Origin of the sequence: Paenibacillus sp. RC84, assembly GCF_041260495.1 — a bacterium.
Taxonomy (GTDB): domain Bacteria; phylum Bacillota; class Bacilli; order Paenibacillales; family NBRC-103111; genus Paenibacillus_F.
This window is the reverse complement of sequence record NZ_JBGBYL010000002.1, coordinates 254,054-274,726: the sequence shown is the minus strand read 5'-3', so window position 1 is coordinate 274,726 and position 20,673 is coordinate 254,054. Positions and strand designations below refer to the sequence as shown.

16 protein-coding genes are annotated in these 20,673 nt (G+C 47.9%); 14 read left to right on the top strand and 2 right to left on the bottom strand.

Going from position 1 to position 20,673, the window contains the following annotated elements; all coding sequences use genetic code 11:
* Window positions 1-66: 66 nt before the first annotated feature.
* Both ABH899_RS04930 and ABH899_RS04925 read right to left on the bottom strand, forming a co-directional pair.
* Window positions 67-312: a YunC family protein gene (locus ABH899_RS04930; protein WP_369994493.1), complete on the bottom strand. Its 246-nt coding sequence runs from the start codon at window positions 310-312 to the stop codon at window positions 67-69.
* Window positions 313-332: 20 nt separating this feature from the next.
* Window positions 333-1,445 carry a site-specific integrase gene (locus tag ABH899_RS04925; RefSeq protein WP_369994490.1) on the bottom strand — a complete coding sequence of 371 codons (1,113 nt, stop codon included), beginning with the start codon at window positions 1,443-1,445 and terminating at the stop codon, window positions 333-335.
* 167 nt (window positions 1,446-1,612) lie between these two features.
* On the opposite strand from ABH899_RS04925, the gene ABH899_RS04920 reads away from it, so the two are divergent.
* The 14 genes from ABH899_RS04920 to ABH899_RS04855 all read left to right on the top strand — a co-directional run bounded on the left by ABH899_RS04920 (window position 1,613) and on the right by ABH899_RS04855 (window position 20,658).
* Entirely contained in the window at window positions 1,613-1,780 is a 168-nt protein-coding gene (locus tag ABH899_RS04920; RefSeq protein WP_369994488.1) for a hypothetical protein, read from the top strand.
* On the top strand, window positions 1,737-4,304 hold the full coding sequence (locus ABH899_RS04915; RefSeq protein WP_369994485.1) for an RNA dependent RNA polymerase: 2,568 nt from the start codon (window positions 1,737-1,739) through the stop codon (window positions 4,302-4,304). Before ABH899_RS04920 ends, ABH899_RS04915 begins: the two co-directional genes overlap by 44 nt.
* Before the next feature lie 10 nt (window positions 4,305-4,314).
* Window positions 4,315-5,145, top strand: a complete 831-nt coding sequence (locus ABH899_RS04910; protein WP_369994484.1) for a hypothetical protein — start codon at window positions 4,315-4,317, stop codon at window positions 5,143-5,145.
* A gap of 209 nt (window positions 5,146-5,354) precedes the next feature.
* Complete coding sequence (locus tag ABH899_RS04905; RefSeq protein WP_369994482.1) at window positions 5,355-6,074, top strand: hypothetical protein; 720 nt, start codon at window positions 5,355-5,357, stop codon at window positions 6,072-6,074.
* Window positions 6,075-6,127: 53 nt separating this feature from the next.
* Window positions 6,128-6,904, top strand: a complete 777-nt coding sequence (locus tag ABH899_RS04900; protein WP_369994479.1) for a hypothetical protein — start codon at window positions 6,128-6,130, stop codon at window positions 6,902-6,904.
* Between the two features lie 116 nt (window positions 6,905-7,020).
* Window positions 7,021-7,500: a hypothetical protein gene (locus ABH899_RS04895; RefSeq protein ID WP_369994478.1), complete on the top strand. Its 480-nt coding sequence runs from the start codon at window positions 7,021-7,023 to the stop codon at window positions 7,498-7,500.
* Window positions 7,493-7,663, top strand: a complete 171-nt coding sequence (locus ABH899_RS04890; RefSeq protein WP_181024339.1) for a hypothetical protein — start codon at window positions 7,493-7,495, stop codon at window positions 7,661-7,663. The genes ABH899_RS04895 and ABH899_RS04890 overlap by 8 nt, the downstream gene beginning before the upstream one ends.
* 45 nt (window positions 7,664-7,708) lie before the next feature.
* Window positions 7,709-13,534, top strand: a complete 5,826-nt coding sequence (locus ABH899_RS04885) for a phage tail tape measure protein (RefSeq protein ID WP_369994475.1) — start codon at window positions 7,709-7,711, stop codon at window positions 13,532-13,534.
* Window positions 13,531-14,112, top strand: a complete 582-nt coding sequence (locus ABH899_RS04880) for a phage tail domain-containing protein (RefSeq protein WP_369994474.1) — start codon at window positions 13,531-13,533, stop codon at window positions 14,110-14,112. The genes ABH899_RS04885 and ABH899_RS04880 overlap by 4 nt, the downstream gene beginning before the upstream one ends.
* 12 nt (window positions 14,113-14,124) lie before the next feature.
* On the top strand, window positions 14,125-14,760 hold the full coding sequence (locus tag ABH899_RS04875; RefSeq protein WP_218229194.1) for a hypothetical protein: 636 nt from the start codon (window positions 14,125-14,127) through the stop codon (window positions 14,758-14,760).
* 11 nt (window positions 14,761-14,771) lie between these two features.
* Window positions 14,772-15,416 (top strand): phage tail family protein, encoded by a 645-nt coding sequence (locus tag ABH899_RS04870; RefSeq protein ID WP_369994471.1) that lies wholly within the window; start codon window positions 14,772-14,774, stop codon window positions 15,414-15,416.
* Window positions 15,417-15,428: 12 nt separating this feature from the next.
* Window positions 15,429-19,025, top strand: a complete 3,597-nt coding sequence (locus ABH899_RS04865; RefSeq protein WP_369994470.1) for a phage tail spike protein — start codon at window positions 15,429-15,431, stop codon at window positions 19,023-19,025.
* 10 nt (window positions 19,026-19,035) lie between these two features.
* Window positions 19,036-19,479, top strand: coding sequence for a hypothetical protein (locus ABH899_RS04860; protein WP_369994468.1), 444 nt, complete (start codon window positions 19,036-19,038; stop codon window positions 19,477-19,479).
* A 21-nt stretch (window positions 19,480-19,500) separates the two neighbouring features.
* Entirely contained in the window at window positions 19,501-20,658 is a 1,158-nt protein-coding gene (locus ABH899_RS04855) for a hypothetical protein (RefSeq protein WP_369994466.1), read from the top strand.
* The last annotated feature ends 15 nt before the right edge of the window (window positions 20,659-20,673 follow it).

Sequence of the window (20,673 nt, the reverse complement as noted above, 5' to 3'; positions counted from 1 at the left end):
CCGCGTAAAAAAAGAGGCGGGCGTCTGCGCAGCGGCAGCACCCGCACCCGAGGCTTTCCGGGTTTCCTACATCATTTTAAGTACGGCGTCACGGCCGGTCATGCCCGCGAAGATCCCCATCTCCTCGGCCGTATGCGTAACGGATTCCAACGGAGCGTCGAGCAGCTCGCCGATGGTTTTCACACCGGTGGCACGGGCGGCGATAATCTGGCGGTCGCTCAGCCGTTCGTTCAGCAGAGCGACATCAAGTGCTCCGCACATGATATAGCCGGCCGCACTCCCCGCCGCTCCCCTCTCAAGCATCTTCCGCATACGGGTTGATCACAAACCGGTCACGGATTCAAAATCGCATTGATCCGGTCCGCCACTTCCCTTTGCATGCTTGGCGATACGTGACTGTAGATATCGAGAGTCACTCCTATTTTCGAATGTCCGAGCCGCTCCGATATCAATTTCACGTGAATGTTCTGTTCGATCAGCATCGTGGCATGGGTATGCCTCATGGAATGAAAAGGAATATGGGGAAGTCCCGCCAAACTCACATCTTGTTGATAACGTTTGGTTAGATTCGAGGGGTAAACCGTTTTTCCGTTGGTGAGATTAAAAATGACGAGATCCATGTCGATGAACCGGCTGCCCCGCTCTTTTTTTACTTGTTCGTACTGTTCCCGCTGTTTGTTCAGCACTTCGATTAACCGGTCCGGCAGCGAGATCGTTCTGACGCCCGCTGAAGTTTTAGCTCCGCTCTTAATACTCTTCCCGTAGTTGGTCAGACGCTGGTTGACGGTCAGGATTTTTTTGCCGAAATGAATATCCTTCCACCTCAACCCGAGAATTTCGCCTTGTCTCATTCCGGTCAGCAGCGCAAGGGAGTATGCACAGTGATAACGGCTGTTCCGCGTCTTCCGCAAAAAAGTATTCGCCTGTTCCACGGTCCACACGGCCGCTTCTTTTCTGACCGCTCTGGGCAAAGCGACTTTTCTCATCGGATTTTGTTTCATAAGCTTCAAATCGACGGCTTTATCCAGCGATTGCTTGAGTACGGAAACGACACGGTCGATCGTATTGCGGGCAAAACCGTCCCTGTGCATATCGTTCACAAACTGTTGGCAAGTATGGTCATCCAAACACTGGAGTTTGATAGATCCGATTCTGGGGCGGATATGATTTTTAACGTACAACCGGTTGTTGTAATAAGTCGTCTCCTCGCACTGAAATTTCCTTATGTGCTGAAGCCAGTAGGCGAGGAAGTCGTCGATCGTCATCCGGCAGGGCTCGATATATGCTTGATCGCGGACCGCTTTCTGCAAATCGACCATATGCTCGCTCGCTTCCCGCTTCGTTTTAAATCCTCTGCGCCGGACTTGTCTCCGCTTTCCGTCCTTGTAATAGTCAAATACGAACTCCCACTTCTCCGTTTTGCTATTTTTAAATATAGAGGCCATTCGACTGATCACCTCATTTCCGGTTCAAGTTTATGCCGGCGCCGAATTGTCCCATTCCGATTTCCGGTGATAAGAGAACTATTTGCCTGATTTTTATTTTATTTTTTTACTTTATATGCTATGATCTGGATGTTACCTTACTATATCTTGGAAAAGGAGGGATACCGATGAAAATGACCGGATTTTCTATCCGTACCTGGCAGGACCAGTACTATGACGGCCCGATTGAGGAACCTGCACGAAAGAAAAAATATGCATCCGCCAAAAAAGCAGAGAAAAGGGGAGCTTACGGTGAACGTAAAAAAAACCTATACGCTATTAAAAATAAATATTAAAGATATTCATAAATCTAACTACGATCTGAAATTAAGTTCCGACGACGAAAAAAGCTGCCAAGTCAAGCAGCAGGACTCTCCCCTGCTCCGGCAGTTAAACAGGGTGAGGGGCTGCGAGCGGGAACGGGTTAGCGAGTTGATTATCGTGGAAGCTAAGCATACCCCAAAAAATCTGGAGCTTCTGGCGGTTCTTATTAACGAAGGGTTCCTCTATAACGGCAGACGGTTTATCCGGTTCGGCAAAAGTTCGTCTCAGGCCAAGGACGGTATGACCGTATTTGTAGACCAAACCTATTATGCCGCTCTGATGGAACGCAGCCAGTTGGGTGTTCCGGTGCGGCAGTGCGTCATCCCCAAATATGAAAGCTACCGCTGCCTGATTTTCAGTTCCTGCCAATTCGTCGAAACGGACAAGCTCCCCTATATCGTGATGGTAGACGAATACAAGAAGATTCTCCCGGCTCAGCATGTCCGTTATGCCACTATACAGGATAAGGAATACACGGACCCCGCGACCGGCGAAACGAACGTGTACAAAAATCAGAAGCGGATAGAGGAAGGCTATCATGACGTCGGCCTGTCCCCTTTTGACGGATTCGGCGTTCATACGAAAGAAATCAGTGAAGTTTTCAGCCGGGCTCTCGGCTTGGATTATACCCCTGCCGGCTATCAAATCCGTCTTCCTTTTCTGAAAGGAATGAGTGTAGAGGCGCCGATCCGTGACTTTTACCGGGATCAGGGCATCACCCATGTGCAGGATATTTTCGGCGAATCGCATCCTGTGGAGAAAATCGACTGCATCTGGAATGTTTCCATGTGGAAAGCCTACGGAATCTTTAAAGAGGGGTTTGGCGAAAAAGCCTGGAAAACGTATCTGGAACGACTCCAAACATACGGGTATCAGATCGGCCTCAGCAAGTTTACTCACCACACCAAAGACATTCCCGTCTATGCCAAGCTGAATTTTCAATATTTGCAGTGTCTGGATCTGAATAATCCCGCCTATTCCCGGCAATTTAAGCAACCCGATAAGGATTACGATATTCTGGATGAGAACAACCACGGGAAAATCATCCGGCTCTCAAGGTACACAACCGATTTGTTCGAAAAAATCATCAAAGGCAACAAATTTTATACCCTCAAGTTTCTGGGCATTCACGATACCGACACCAATTCTTTGACCAGCAAATATATTCAAGCCGTTCTTATCAACGACCGGATGCTCACGGACCCTCCTTTTCGCAACATGCTAAAAAGGAAATTAAACAAAGCCATTACCCAAATGAAATACGGGAAAATTTACACGGAAGGCTTCTATCATATTATCGTGGGAGATATTATCGGCTATCTCGAGTACTGTGCCGGACTTGAAGTAAGAGGCTGCTTGGATGCGGGGCAGTTTTACGCTCCGTCGCTTCCGGATGGAGAATGCCTCTCTTTTAGAAGTCCGCTCGTAGACCCGTCGGAAGTGAATAAAATACGTTTGGTCCGTAACGAGATAACAAATAAATACTTAAAATATTTTAAAGATCAAGATTTGTGTATGATTAATCTTCACGATCTTACGCTTCCCCAGCAGGGGGGCGCCGACGAAGACGGAGACAGCTTCTTCCTCACAACGAACGAAATTCTTATCGGCAGCAAAATAGACAAGCCTATCGTGATCGATATGGATGACAAGCAGGCGGTAACTCCGGTCGATTACAACGCGGAAAATATTCTTCATTACGAATGCAACAGCCGCGATAACCGCATCGGAGAAATCACCAATATCGCGACGGCCATCTTAAATCAGGTGACGGAGGACGAGGGTTCCCGCAAAAGAAACGAGGACAACATTTCTCTTCTCCGCCTGTATCAGGGCAAAGAGATCGATTTTATCAAAACCGGGTACAGATGGATACTCAGCAAGCAGCTTCGTACTTACATGAAAAAGATTCCTTACTTCCTCCTCTATAACTATCCTAAGAAATTGGAGGTCTACAACAAAATCAAAGAAGCGAACAAAACGGCCGGCGACGACGATAAAATTCCGCTTAACGCATTCAGATCCCCTTCCGCTTTAAACGAACTGTGCGATTACGCCGCGCAATGGGAGCGGAAGAATCTGATCTGGGATCGCACAGCCGGCAGCAACGGCGATCTGCTGATCGATCATGAACTGACGCTGACGGATCAGGAGCTTATGAGACAGATCAAGCGCCTGTTAAACCGTTTCAAGACCGATCTCAGGAACGCAATCGGAGAAGAAGAAGATTTGGGCCGGATGATGGAATCCTATCACGAGGAAATTCGCAAGATTCCGGTTGAAGAACGGCTCCTTGCCAATCATTTCATTAAAGTCTCCTACCGGACGGTTATGGAAGACAAAATCTTATGCTGGTCCGTTTTCGGTGATATCATGCTGGAAAATTTGAAACGAAACACACCGGGAGGAAGACGCAGTAAGATCCTCAAAGCCGATTCCAGCGAAGAAGGGGCTTACGAGTTTCTCGGCAAGTACTACAAACTGACGGAAGAATAGAGGATGCCCTATGTTTCTTAACGAGCTTCTGGAGGATTACGCCGCTTCCGCCGATAAGGAAGAGCTTGTCCGTGAATTTACCCGCCTTCTGTGGCAAAGCGGCTGCGCCTCAAAAAATTATGCGAGGTTTTACACCTTCAAAGTAGATAGTTCCCTGCTTGGGAACCGTCCCGATCTTATAGATTTCTTCTCGGAACACAACCGGATTCCTTACACGGTAACCAAAAGCTTCTATAAAGGCGCTCTGGAACCTATCGATTATATTCGAATTCATGTGAATAATGTGTATGCCCGGCTGTGCGATCCGGATGTTTATTACGACAAAGCCTACTATGTCTGCCTTCAGACCCCCAAGAAGGAGTATTACAAAGCCGTTCAGAAATTGAAAGACAACGAAGAAGTAGGCCTTGAAACCATCCGGGAGAATATAGTTAGGGAATACGCAGCGGCCGAACTTATCCGTCAGCAATGCCGTCACAATAAACTGGAGCTGTCCTGGCCGGAATACAAACACCTCATAAACGGGTTTATCCGGCGTATTATGGACAACTATCTATCTATAGAAGAATATGAATCCAGACACGGTTGGGAAATTAAAGCTTCCATAGACGGGTGGAGCGAAGATAATTACGCGATCAAATACTTTTGCAGGTGCCTGACGGGATACATGCAGAACTATATCCGTGACCGCAGGCCGAAGCCCGTGAAGAGGAAACCCTGTATCGTTTGCGGCGAAGAGTTCATCTATAAAAGCAGCAAAAAGCAGTACTGTGATCCTTGCAAACGCAGCAAGCAGCTTCAGTGGCAGACGCAGAGCATGAAGAAAAAGAGAAAGACGTGAAGTCGTTATCCGGTATTTATCAGAATGGGAATAAAAATAAATAATTACAATAATACACCTAAATGGACGGGTGTATTTTTGTTTGCGTAGGGAAGCTGTCCTGGCTTCCATTTATTCCCTATTCCTTTAAAGTTCGCCGGCACTTCGAAAGGAAGGTGATTCCCCTCTTGCAGCAACAAACTATCATGTACATGGAGTAGAGCTATCTAATGGACAATCGTCTCGGTATTTTTTTAGGAAAACCTGTTGATGTGCTGGGTCTGCCTATCCACTCTCCCACGATTCATGAAATCGCCGAATTGGGCGAAATTGCTTACAACATCTATTTGACGCTTGCCACTTTTAACAAAGAAAACGTGCTGAAATATCTGCTGAGGATACCCGAGCCTAACGTTGAACTTCTGCAGCAGGCGGATGCTTTCGAATTGTTAACGGCTTCTCTCCCCATTCGTAATGAGATCGCCAAAGCGCTCTCCTTCTTTACGAAACAACCGATTGTTTTCGATGAAGAAAGAAACGCTTTTTACGGAACAAGCGAGGCTTCGGTTAACCGTAAGAACTATAAAAATTTCATTTCGGTCATTCAGGAGACCAACGGGATTTCGGAGCAGGATAAACAGACGGTTTCATTTAAAAACGACAAAGCCAAAAAGATGTACAACAAGCTGCAAAAATTGAGAGATCAGTACAAGAAAACAAACACATCCGATTCACTGGGTCTCAAAGATATTCTGTCCATTCTATGCAATGCCGACGGAAACGGGATCCATATTTTCAACGTCAGCCAGCTGACCATTTACCAGGTTTACGAACAATTCGAACGTTTAAACCTCAAGGAACAGCATACCCGCCTGCTCCGGGTATGGGCTAACGGCTATCTGGGCAAAGACGAGCAACTGCCCGAATGGATTGTAAAAAGCCGTTTATAACCCCCGCATGACCATCCAAAAAAACAACCACAATCTTAGGAGGATTTACTATTATGGCACTTAATCTCGGACGTTACGGATCCAGAGAAATCATGGATCTTCAAATTTTTAACTTTGCGACAAAAGCCCCGCTTCTCTCGATGGACTATGCCACTTCCGCACAGACGGAAAACACGGCCGCTACGGTGTACGCACGCGGCGGTGCCGGCAATGCCCGCCGCATCGCATGGCACGGTGACAAAGAAACCAAAGTCACGATCGAAACCAAAATCTTCACGATGCAGCAGCTTGCCATGCTGGCCGGCGAAGATATCGTATCCGGCTCCCACGAAGTTTACAAACGTGAAGTGCTGAAAGTCGAAGACGACGGCACGGGCAAGAAACAAATCAAGCTGAGCAAAACGCCAGTGGGCACCAATAAAGACGTGGCCGTATTCGAATACGTCAACGGTATTCTCGGCAAAGGCCAAGACGTGGAATCCATTGCTGCCAATACGCTGAAACTGGCGGCATCGGCCAGCGTCGCGATCGGTGCGGAAGTGGAAGTTTACTACCGTCAGTTGGCTACGGACGCGCACAAGCTGTCCTTCACCGCCAAAGGATTCCCTCCGTATGTGTTCCTGGTCGGCGATACCGTGTATGCGGATGAAGTTTCCGGCGAAATGGTTTCCGCTCAGCTGCAATATTTCAAAGCGAAGCTGCAGCCTAACTTCACCATCGCGAACTCCCCTACCGGCGACCCGAGCAGCTTGACGCTTGTATTCGACGTGTTCCCGGTTAAAGTGGGCGGCGTGGATACTCTCTACGACATGATCGTACACGAAGATTAAGAACAGACCGGACAGAGGGCTTCCCTCTGTCCTTTTTTTTAAATAACGAACTTGAGGGACTTGGATAGCGGGTTCTTGAATCCGATTATTTAACCGATAAGGAGAGCTGTGCCATTATGAGCAAGAAAGAAAAGAACTTGTCCTTGTTGCAGGTCAAACGACAGAACAACCAGGTTTATAAGGACAAAAAGAGAATCGTGCTGGATCAGTCCAAACTCGATCTCGATATGATTTTCCGCCCGTCCAAAACCAACGAATTAACGGCCGAATTTATCGGTCTCATGCAGCAGGCCATGAAAGAAGCCAAGCCATTCGACGCGGGGGCCGCAATGGGACTTACGGTGGCGCTTGTCATCCGGTATTTCACTTCCATTGAGACAAATGCCAGCACCTACGAAGAGCATCTCGATATGCTTCGCCAGCTCAAAGACGCAGGCTATTTGGACACTATTATGGATGCATTTGAACTTTCCGAGGTTGAGCGCGTATTTGAGGAAATCCAGCGCAGCATCACAAGCCTGACAGCAGAAGTGGATAAATCGTTGCAAAAAGAATTCGCAGACAATTCCCCCGCGGGAGGTCAAGCCGATGCCTAGATATGAACTTTCGCCGAATATGGTGATGAATCTGTTGAAGTTTTTGAACAAGACTCCGCTGGAAGGCTTCGATCAGCAGGATGCCATGTACGAGATCAGGACGGTCTTGCATCAGCCTTTGGATGAGTCCGTTTCCGATTCGGCTGAAACGGCCGGGAAATGAGGCCTTGCAAACCAAGATTATCAATCTTAAGAAAGGAGTGACGATATGAACAATATGAACAATCTAAAAATTTTAACCGTACTCTCAGTAGATCCGGATAAATCCATGAATGAAATTAACAACATGATAAAAGCCATTCAGGAAAAATCCTCTCTTCAGACTTTAAAAGTTAAGCTTGAACTAACCGAGGATAAAGTACAGACGAAAAGTTTTGCGGAGAAGTTCAAGGAGAAATTTACAAGCATTTTCAAAACCCTGGCGGGTTCCGAACCTTTGGAAGCCGCATTCCTATTTTTAAAAGCGGGTATAACCTACGTTAATGACCTTAACAAATCGCTGACTCAGCTATCCATGGTCTTTAATGAAAGCCAGAGAGACGTACAGAAGTACGGAGACCGCATACAATCTCTTGGCCAGAAAATGAGCGTAAGTTCCGCAGATGTTGCTAAAGTTGCCGTAGAATACGCCAGACAAGGGCTAAGCCAACAGGAAACGTTTAAACAAACGGAAAATGCCATTCGCTTCGCCAAAGTATCCAATCTGGAGTATGCGGCTTCCACCAAGATATTATCAACCGCTGTGGCGGCGATGAACGTGGATATGGTGCGTGCTTCAGACGTGTTAGCCTACTTGGGCGACGCCAGTTCATCTTCAGCCGGTGAAATCAGTGAAGCCATGCAAATTATAGGCGGATCTGCCGGAGATATCGGGATTAACTTTGAGAAAGTCGGTTCCTGGGTAACCGCTGTTTCCTCTAAAACAAAAGATTCAGCTTCTTCCATCGGTAATTCAGTCAAAACGATTCTGAGCAGAATGCAGTCGCTCAAAAAAACCGGCTACGATAAGGAAGATAATACTCAGCTTTATCAAGTAACGAAAGCACTAGCCGACGTGAACGTTAAACTGACGGATAACAAAGGAAACTTCCGAAACTTCGGAGACGTCATGGACGAACTCGGGAGCAAGTGGGAAGGACTCACGGCCAAGCAGAAGGCATACGTTGCAGCCACTGTTGCGGGTACGAGTCAGCAAGCCGGATTCACAAGTCTGATGGAAAGCTACGGGGACAGCCTCCAGTATTATAAAGGTGCTTTAAATTCGGCAGGCACTACCCAGCGGCAGTTCTCCCAGTGGCAGGAAGGCAGCGAAGCCGCTGTTAACCGGTTTAAAGTTGCACTGGAAGGACTGTGGCAAAATTCCTTCCAATCCGAGTCGATTGTGACCTTTATGAATGTCATGACTTTAGGGATAAATATACTAAGTTCTTTCGTGGATTTAGTAGGACCTATTCCCCTGTTGTTGGGCGGTTTTTCGGCTGCCGTACTCATGCTTAATTCGAGTTTTAGGACAGCTGCCGTTCAGGGAACTTTTTTTACGGGTGTTTTAGGAAGTATGGCAGCCGCTCTTGATATTGCCAAAGTGGCAATAAGGAGTTTTGCGGCATCAACCCTAATCGGCATTGGAGTGGCAGCTTTAAGCGTCGTTGTGGAGAAATTGATTTCGGGACTCTTCTCATTAAGCGAAGAAACAAAAAACTTCTCGGATGAATACAATAAATCCGCTAACGCAATTGATTCCAATATTTCATCGTTGTCCGGATTAAGTGCGGAATACGACAAACTAAGTTCTAAGGCTGAACTAACCGCTGCCGAGAAAGAAAGACTCCATAAGATTGAAACGGATCTGGTTAATGTATACGGAGTTTCCGCAACCGGTATAGATGCTCAAGGAGTTGCGTACTCCAACAGCACGGCTTTAATTAAAGATCGGATTGAAGAATTAAAAAGACAAAAAGAAGCGGAAGCTCAAATTTTAAGAAATCAGGTCGAAGGAAACGGAGACTCGATTCGTAAAAACGTTAAAGAATCCATCAAAAAAAAAGACACTGCTGCGGAAAAGATTTCCGAATATCAAACATACATTAAAAACACAGAAGAGCAGATTGTTTCAAAATCATCCTCCGGCAATTTTTCATCCAGGGAAATTGAGAATCTCAAAGAAAACTTAAAATACTATAAATCTCATCTAGCGTATTGGATGGAAAGTTCAGAGAATGCCAGCCAGGAACTTAAGAAAAACTCCGCCGATGTATTTCAAGCCCTATCTAATCAAATCAATGATTCCGGCGGAACCCTGACAGACGAGTCCCGGCAAGTCGCCGCTCAAGTGGCTAAAGCACTATCCTTTTCCGATATTGATCCATCTGAAAGCTTTAAATCCATGGATAATGTAATTGCCCAGATGTCCAACACCGGTGGACTCGATAGCTTAATTAAGCGGTATAAAGAGTTAAAGGATCAGTTAAAAGACGATCCCAATAACACCAAACTGAAAGCCGATCTTGAAGCTACATCTAAGTCTATCAATGATTCGATTGGACAGCTAACTTCTTTAAACGGCGTATCAAAAGAAGGCACGAGCGTTTTAGCTAATTTCAAAACAAACTTTGCTAAGACATTCTCTTCGATGGCTCAAAACGGCGCCGTTTTAGACCGTCAAGGTTCGGGCTTTAAAGACCTCTCCGAGCTTACCAAAAAGGCGAAGGAAGAACTCGGGCCCCTTAACCAGCTAATAAGTGACGTCAAAGACAAACAGGTTTATTCTGCAGATGCGATAGCCGAACTTATTATCAAATATCCCGAATTAAACGGTCATATTATTAAAACAGCAAACGGATACACTATTGAGATGGATGCTCTCGAGGCACTGCGAAAAAAGAAAGCAGAGAAAGCAATCAGCGATCTGGAGCAGGAAAAAAAATCATCCGCAGCCGCACTGCATAACTCCCTGCTTCGTCTTCAAGCTTATGGAATCGAAGCCAGCGGGATACAATCCATTGAAGACGCTAAGAAAAAAAAAGCGGAGCTTGTTGAAACCAAGCAAAAGTTAAATACCCCTAGCAAAGGTTTTTTGGGGTTTCTCAAAAAGGGTATTGTTGAAAACAAAGCTAATCCCGAAATTGATGATGGCATAAACAAGCTTGATGCTTTTATTGTACTTTATCAACAAATAGAAGCATTATCAAAGCTTATTAATTCGCCCACTTTCGGTGTGCCCACTAGAGACAAAAAAGGCGACAAATCTTCCTCTTCCCCCGCCAAGCAAGAAGAAGCGCTGAAAGACCCGCTTGAAGAGAAAGATAGGACCAAGGAGCTTATCACTACGTTCAATCAGGAACACGAAGCGCGCAAACGCGTCAATGACCAGATCGAACGGAAGATCAAGCTGCATGAACAGAACAAGAACTATAACGAAGCGATTGCGGAAACCACCCGCCTCTACGAGTCCCAGAAGAAATCGCTGGAAGAGCTTAATGCGGCGAACGATAAGATGCGCGGACAAGCCGGTATCGTCCGCACGGAAGGGGCACGCTTTAACAAAAGCTCTTTGAGCAACCAAGATTACTTCGATACGTGGTTCGACCCCAATAACGAGGGAACGAAGTCATTCTCCGATGTGATGGAATCGTATGAAGTCCGCTCCCAGCAAGTACACGATGCCAAGGGAAGGTCCAACGAGTCGAAGAACAAGGAACTTGAACAGATCAAGCAGGAACAGGACGAAGTGCAGCGCTTGTTCGAAAAGCTTCAAACGCTCAAGAACGCATACAACGCCAACAGTGACAAAATTAACGAGATGACGGAAGCGCTGAACAATTCGTACGACTCCCTCCTTCGTCTGCGCAAAGACGGTCTCAGCTACTCGCTCGGGCATCTCGACAGCTCCATTGAAAAGATTAAGAACAGTATGGGAACCCATCTGGAGACCGGAGAAAATTACCGCAGGGATTTGAGCAACCAGCTTCTGCTTGTCAACGAGAAAAAATCAAAAATCGACGCGGAGCTGAAAATATCCCGCGATAACATTGATTCCGGCAAGCTGACTCCCGAACAGATCCAGAAGGAAAAAGACTCCATCGAAGAAAACGAAAAGCATGCGATGAACATATCGAACGAGATCAGCGAAGCGGTCTATAAAAGAGCACAGAGTACGGTTAAAGAAGCGGCGCTGGAGGTTGAGAAATATTCGGACATGCTGGACGTTTCCAAGAAGCGCATGGAAGCTTTGGAAGAGGGAACGGCGGAGTACAGCAAAGAGCTGATAAACCAGGGAACGATTATCCAGAGCAAGATTGCTGCGGAGAAGCAGGTACAGCTCACGCTTGAGGAACAGATGAAAACCGCCGGTTTGACGGAAGTTCAGTGGGAAGATTTCAACAAACAGCTCCAAACCTCCATCAAGAATCAGCTCGATCTAAGGATCGCCTTGAACAGCACAAGCCAAGGTCTTAAAGCTCAGGCGGGCAAGCTGGCCGATGAAGTCATCAACTTTTACAAAGAGATGTACGGCAAACAAAAAGAAGTTGCCCTGGCCGGAATTGAGAAAGAAAGCAAGGCGCTGGAAAAAGCTCACAAAGAAAAAATGAGCATGCTGGATGAAGAAATGCGCAAGCACGAGGATCTGATCAATGCGCAGCTCAAGGCCATTGACGATAAAGCCAGCCTTGATGACTATAACAAGCAGCTTGGCAAGCTGACCTCGGAAAAAGACGCATTAGTTAATGAGATTAAGAAGCGTGCACTGAATACGACCGTTGAAGGCAAAGCCAAGGTCGCCGAGCTGGAAAAACAACTGGCTGATAAAACGGCCGAAATCGAAGATTTAACGACCAATCGCAGCCGTGAGCAGCAGAAGAAAAGTCTTCAGGAACAACTGGATGACAAGAAGAAAAACATGGAAGAACAGACCCAGCTTGAAAATCAAAAATTCGATGACGAAAAAGGCAAGCTGGAGAAGAGAAAAGAGGACGAGGAGAAGCGTTACGAGGAACAAATCAATAACGAGAAGAAATTCGCCCAGATCCGTTCGGATATCCTGAAAGGAAATATTGCGGATGCGACAAAGGAGCTTAATGTCTTCAGCGCTTTTATCAACGGCAATATGACGACGATCGGCGCTAACATTTCGGAAAATCTCCTCAGCAAAATCACTCAGTTTGCGACCGATTTGCAGACAACTTCCGAAACCATGGCTTCCACTTTTATGCAAACTTCTGCCAGTATTGAAAACAATCTCATCAAGCAGCTCGACGTCCTGATCGGGAAGCTTAAAGAGGTCGAGAAGCTGAGCTATACGCCTACCGCCCCCTCCCCGCTCTCGGTAGATGAGATTCTTAAAAATATGCAGAACAACAGCGAAGCTTATAACCGGACGAACGACCCCATTCTCAAGGAAGCCCTTCATAAGAAAAACAAAGAACTCATGGAAGAATTGCAGCGTAAGGGAGTTAACATACAATATAATCCGGCGACGGGCAGCTACGAGACGCAAGACGGAAAGGATTTTTATAAGACTCATAAAAGTCCGTTGAGCATGCCTCGCGATGATCTCGAAGATTATTTAAAAAACAAAGAAACATATGAAAATCCGTCATCTTCTACAGGAGCAAGAAATAAAGCCGCCGAAGACAATGCCCGCTTACGGGAAAAACACGGTATCCAATCCGACGACTATACCTACGCGGAGCTTAAAGCAGCCGCCCGTTTTGACACGGGAGGAATGACTCCTTCCTTCGGCGCGAGCCCCAAAGTAGCGCTGCTGGACCAGAAAGAAATCGTTCTGGCTCAATCGGATACGTCGAACCTTTTAAAAGTAGTCGATATGACTCGTTCCATTATCAACGGGGTGAAGTCGTTCGACTTCAGCAGACTGAATCCGTTTGCCATGGCATCCGCAACGAATACGAGCACCAACATTCAAAAAATGGAAATCACCATTCCTGCCGATGTGAAGGAACCGGGCGCCGGCAAACGGTTTGCGCTTGACTTTATCAGCGGGCTTGAAGCGAGAGGAGTTCGGATCCAGACATGAAGGAAGCGATGCACTTTTATTTCGACGGCCTCTACTCGGTAGATATGGGACTCATCAACTGCAGCATGGACACCGGATTTTACGAAGAAACGTTTTTGGCCGAGCGATCCCTGCAGGAAGACAGCGTCCGCGGACGGGCAAATCCTTATTTTCAAGGAGTTTCCTCTTCCCCGTTGACGTTCGATCTGACGTTCGCTTTTGAAGACGGTTATGACGAAGAACATCTGCGTAAAGTTGCCCGTTGGTTAAATGTGGACTATTACAAGCCATTTTATACGGAAGCCAACCCGGAGCATATTTATTACTGCATGCCGGTTTCCGGCTCCCAGCTCTTTCACAACGGGGGCAATCAAGGCTATATTCGCCTGACGATGAGATGCGACGGACCTTACGCCTACTCCCCCAAGTACACTTCAAGGCTCTACGAATGGGACGAATCGCCGATTCGGATCGAGCAGTCTGCATTTAAGCAGGGAACCTTGAACGGAGTTATTCTCAATCAACTGGACAAAATTACACTCGATCCCCAGAAACGAACGTGGGCCTCAGTACCCGCCAACAAAAGATGGATCGATTAAGGAGGTGCCTCTATGTCCACTTTTACTCAAAATTTGCAGCTCACTATGCCGGAGCTGACTGATGAACAGCATCAAACCATTCTCGAACTGGCGGACAACTTCCGCATCCTCGATGAAGCAAGCGAAAAAGCGGCCGATACGATTCCGGTAAACGGCATGTACAAGAAAGGCCATCGGATTTGGAATACCGACCTCAAGATCGGAGGTTATGCCGGCTGGATTAATCTACGTTTCGGGGAAGCGGCGCCCGCGTGGCAAAGCTTCCGCCGATACCGGGCGGGCGATCTTGTCGTTCCGGCTGCGGATAACGGGCACTATTACAAGTGCATTCATCCCGGAACCAGCGGTGTTCACGAACCGACGTTCCCGACAACCGCGAAGGGTACCGTCGATGACATCAAAAACTCAACGACCTGGGCACCCGCCAAAAACTATGTTCACTATGATATCGTCGTTCCCAAAGTACCCAACGGGTACTTTTTTGTTTGTACGATAGCGGGGCTTTCCTTTAATTTCGAACCGAACTGGATTGCCAGCGAGGGAGCGGCAACGGTCGACAACAACGTGACCTGGATCGCCTACCCCATTGCAACCTGGGAAGAACAGGGTACACCCTGCCAATTCCGTCCTTTCGGAAAAATCGAGTAGGTGATGATCATATGGCGACATGGCTAGATGTAACAGGCTTTACCGGGTATTACGAATCGGAAGAATTACCCGTGCAGCTCGACGGGAACGGAGCTTTAACGAAGCTGACCTGGAGTGCGGACGAGCCGCCCGGCACCTCCGTCACCTTGTATACGAATGTATCCGTGGACGGAGGAACCTCCTGGTCCGGCTGGAAGGCAGCCGTTAATGGCGGGGCCATTCCGGATATTTATACGCATTCGCAGCTGACGGATGCGCGGGTTAAGTTCCGTTTCTTCCTGAAAACGGACGATAGGGCCCTCAGCCCCGTTATTCACGAGATCCGGTTTCTGCTGGAGCCGGTTATCGAAATCGAGAACAAGGGCGATCTGACCATCCGCCCCGAGATTTGGATTACGAAGGACGGTTCCGGGGATTTTTCCATTATCAATACGTCCCAGCATAACCGCGAATTTAAGTTTACAAGCCTCCTGGATCAGGAAGAGTTGTACATTCACGGGGACCGAGAGCAGATTGAAACGAGCATCCCTCTGAAATACCGGTATGCCAATTTTAACGACCAGTATTTGGAGCTGCCTTACGGAGTCAATATTCTTAAAATCAACGGAAACGGAAAACTGCAGTTCAGATATGAATTTAAAAGGCTGCAGGCTTAAGGGGGTGAATATGTGTTTGGAGAAATCGATCTCCTCAAAAAACCGATCAAGCCGCAAATTTTTCTGGCTAAACCGGACAAGGAAATTATCGCAAAGCTCAGCGAAGCTTATCCGCCTCAGCAGAACATTAAGCTGAACGCTTTGAATGATATCCGCGTCCAACTGCCGTACGAAGTGGAAGTCCATCACCAGCTTGTTCCCAACGAGCATATTCCGTTAATCAAAGAACGGTATTTGCTGAAAGTCGTACTCGGGGACAGCGAGGAATGGTACATCATTACCTCTCCCAGCGACGAGATGGAGGATAACGGCGACCGGAGAACCGTGACGGCCTACTCCCTGGCTTACGAGCTTTCGGATAAAATGCTGAAAGATTACAAGCAGGTTTCGTATCATGCGGGTCAGATTATGAATGACCTTCTGTCCCGGACGGTATGGAGCGTCGGGTATATCGACGCCGATTTCGAGCTTGCTTACCGCGATTTCGAGTTTTCCAGCAACACGGTGCTCGATGCCGTCTATCAAGTCGCCGAGACCTACAACGCCATCGTCAAATGGGACACGATCAACCGCAAGGTGAGTCTGATGAAGCCGGAGCTGTACGGCCTGAACAAAGGCCTGAAGTTTTCCTACGGCCATTATCTTAAACGGATGGGCCGGGAATCGAAGGCAGACGAGATGGTGACGCGGCTTAAGGGCTACGGAAAGGAAGGCTTGTCCATCGAAAGAGTCAATCCGACCGGGCAGCCTTATATCCAGGATCTCAGCTATTTCCTCTATCCGTTCGAACGCGACGCGGCCAAAAAGGTTCTTCAGCACAGCGATTATATGACCGATTCGCTCTGTCACGCCCTGCTGGATTACGATGGGCTCGTAGAAGCCAACAAAGGCACATTCGAGTCTTTGCTGAACCGGAAGGAACCCCTTCAAGCATCGTTATCCGCGAGACAAAACGAACTGAACGCGCTCAAACTGGAGCAATCCCAGATTACTTCTCTCAAAAACAACCAGCAGTTCGATAAAAACATGTGGTTCGAGAAGTTCACATACTCGGGTCCTTCACGATCGGTCGTTACGACGCTAAAGTCCTCCGTCAACCGGTATGCGGTATTCTGCAAAGTTTCAGATGTCTCAAACCTTTCCGTAACCGTAAACGGCACACCGTCCCGGCTGGCCGCGAACGAATGGGTTTTATCGGGCAAAATCTCCGGTTCCCTGCAATCCGTCGTACAGCTTAGCGGCTCTCCAAAAGATACGGAAATTTTTATCCAAACCGCTTCCATTACCAAGGATGAATTTACGGGCACCGGCAATGACGATGCGCTCATCAATAAATACAGCTTGGATCACAAAGAAATGCAGATCGAAGCCAAGACCGCGGAGATTAAGAATCTTCAGGACCAAATGGATCAGATTGAAGTGCAGATTACGGCGCTCAAAAAACTCCTTTCCGCGGAAGAAAATTTTACCCGCGACCAGTTGAATGAGTTGAACCCGTTCATTATCGAGAAGGAATTCGTGGATGAAAATTATATTCACGACAAAGATCTGTACAAAGATCTGATGGAAAAATTCCGGGAAATGCAGAAGCCTCAGCTGCTTTTCAATATCGACATCGTAAACTTTCTGGAGATTGTCGAGGAGCAGCATAATTGGGACAAACTCGTTCTCGGTGACACCGTCACGATTGAGTACGAGAAGATGAGAACGAAGGTGACCGCGCGGATTATCGAAATGGCGTTTGATTACGGCAGCGGCAGCGTCGGTTTAACCATTGCGAATGTCAAAGATATCTCGGACCCCTATAAAAAAATGGAAAAGTTCATGGCGACCAGTATCGGGACTTCCGCTACGTTGAACCATAACAAAGACCGCTGGGGCAAGGCCGTCATCGACGCCAGCGAAACCAGCCAGCTCATGGAAAACTTCTGGAACAAAGTAACCCAGGAAATTAACATGGCCAACAACGAGTATGTCACCCTCGACCGCAGCGGACTTACGATCACCGATCCCGCCGATCCGAACCGCTTCCTGCGTGCGACGCACGGGTCTCTTGCCCTCACCCGTTCCGGCGGCTTAAGGTACGAGACCGCTATTACACCGGACGGAATTATAGCCGAGCGGTTAATGGGCAAAATCCTGACGACGAACCGGGTCATTATCGGCGACGATGACGGGATCTGGCTGACCGAAGGCGCCAAAACGACCATCACGGACCGGTGCGACCGCGAAGTGATGAAAATCGGCCTTATCGAGGAGAAACCCGATCGTTTCGGACTGACGATCAACCGTTTCGATACGCAGGACTGTTCCCTGGCGTCTAGTATCGTCAACAAAGTGACGCTCGACAGCGAGAACGGGCTTACGCTGGAGCGCAAACGGACCAACGGGTTCGAGAAAACGTTGTACACCTCGCTGGACGGCGACTTGTTCATGAAAGGCAATTTCCAGGCCGGTGAAGGCAACCAGGTATTCAAAGTGGACAAGGACGGCGTGGCCATCGGCTCTTCCGTTTGGGCCAATGCTCCTTCCCGCTTTGACTATTACGGCAACTTCTATACGAGAGCCATGCATGCCGTGACGGCTGAAATCGAGCAGTCCCAATTCAAAGACGGCCATATTGTCGGCTCCGATCTTACCATCGGTACCGGTGATCTGGCCTTCCGCGTGTTTCCCAACATCGGCATTTGGGCCGGCCATCAAAGCTTCGGCTCCGCTCCGTTTTCGGTTTCGCTGGACGGTACCTTGAAGGCCCGGAAGGCGCTCATCACAAACGGCAAGAACGAGGTGCTGGTCGATAGCGAGAAGGGCAAAATGTTCCTGCATAATTTCGACATCGAAGGAGCCGGACGCATCGCCGCCGAGCTGCTTGCCGTTACGACCATTACGGCCGAAGACGGATATATCAGCAATCTGACCGTATCCAGGTTGAAAACCCTCGGCAAAGACGCCGACGTCGGACAATTCGTCAACTACATGGAAATTCAGGACAAACAATTCAAATGGATTACGGCGAAGGTCGAAGCCAAGGAGCAGAGCAAGGACAGCAAAGGCAATCTCCTTTATTGGACCGATGACAAGAGACAGATTTTGACCAAGGAAAAAACCAGTTATATTGCCTACCAGTTCAAGCTTGGGGACATCCATGAAAAAATGATTACCGATTTTCTCAATGAAGGCGAGCACGCACTTCCAAGGCGAGTAATGGGCGACGGTGACGGCGGAACAAACCCGTTAACGGTCAATAATATTGATTACAACACCGGCCGGGCCTATGAACTGAAATATAACGGAGGGTTGGATTACCGTTATGTCACCAACAATTTGCCTCATGATCGGAGCCTTCAGTTTACGGATAAGGGTGTTCAACTGAATTCCCAGCTTGCCCCAATCGAAACCTTGTCCAAGGATTACGTGATTAAGCTTGAAGACGAAAAGACTGGGCAGTTCAGTGTCCAATTCGAGAATAGCTCCTCCAAATTCGTCTTCGGTCCCAACGGAGAAGTGACTCTGGTCGGCGGTAATATGACGTTTACCGGCAAAAACATTTCCTTCGAAGCCGATGATTTCCGCGTTACTTCGAAAGAAGTCAATTTTGTAAAGAAATAAGGTGATTGCCATGGCAGGTGTTGCCTTGGACGGCTCTACCATCGCTCCTTCCACTAAAACGGGGCATGTGACTTATACAGAGTGGTATCAGAATGGTACAGATTCATGGGGCTATCCGATTTATCAATCTGCAAGAAGAACTACTAATGCTGTTATTAATGGAAAAGCCTCATCGAACTCACATGTTAAAATCAATGGCAAGTCACTTCTGGTTCAAAGGAATGCCACTTCTGAACATTGGGTCGCTGACCCTTACCCACAAGCTCGTCCTGGAGGATGGGTTGAAAATATTACCCCTGCTCCTGACGGGTCCGGCACCGGCTCCGTAAACAACAGCGGCAGCCACGTTAAAATCAACGGGATTCCCGTCGCGTTAATCGGCACTGGAGTGACTACCTGCCTTGGAACCTCGACCACTCTTAATTCCGGGAGCGACTTTGTCAACGTCATTTAAATTAGTAAAGGAGGTGATACTATGACCCTAGCCTATCTGCCGTACAACGATCCGCTGATCATTACGTTCCGGGCGGGAACGGCGCAGGACCCCTATGTGGAACGCACAGAATCGTGGACCATTATGAACACGGTAGTTCCCCTGCATGAAATTCCGTCTGAAACCCACAAAGTGCGGATCAGCGGGTTTACCGAAATTCGCAAAACGGATTTTGATAAAAATAAATCCTTGCAACAAAATGAGTTTTATGTGAACTATCAAAACGGTCTCGTTCATTTCCATCCTTCACAGGAAGGCGTCCACGTCGTCGCCCAATATAAAGGCCGCGGCATTATCCAGTATCCGGCCGAACGTATCTATGCGCACATCGGCGGAAATCCCGATGTCGTCAAGAACCTTCAGCAAATTATCGAAGAATCGCTGCAAAAAATACGCGACGCGAACATCGCCATCGGTCTCGTCAACGAGGCCATTCTGCGGTGCAAGCAAGCGACCGAACGGGCCGATCAGTCTGCGGATCAAGCCAATCTGGCGCGGGACAACGCCAATCAAGCCGCACAAGAAGCGCGAAATACCGCAAATCTTGCCAGGAAGGTGTACAAAGCACCCGTTCCCACAAAGCAGCACCTGGCGTCCACTTATCCCCTCCCCGAGGTAGGCTGGACCGTAATGGTCCAGAATAGCGGGGAGATTTACCGCTATGACGGCGCTAAATGGATGCTCATCGAGAACTGGGTGACCTCCGCTCTTCCGCGTGTTTCAGACAGTGTCGACGGCTTGATGAGCAAAGAGGATTACACCAAATTTCATAATGAGCATGAGCTGAGAACCATTACATTCGTGCTGAATAAACCGCCGCAGCCCGGCCCTCAAAGCCAGCTCATCCGTTTTCCCCTTAAAGGTACCGTCAGAAAAGTCCACGGTTATTGCTCGCGATCGGGCCTTACGTCCGACACCGAGATTATGGTGGAAAAAATCGACGAGTCCAATTTGTTAAACCTAAATCCCTGGACCCCGCTCACCAGCTTCCCCGTGATTATCCCCGTCAATCAGATACTGGGATCGAACACGGCCGTTTTAAATGCCACTGTGGATCCCCAGGATTTTTTCCGTATCAATCTGCTTCAGTTAGACCCCGATCTCAAAGGACTAACCGTCCAGGTTGAAATTCAAATCTAGCAGCAGCCTTATCTT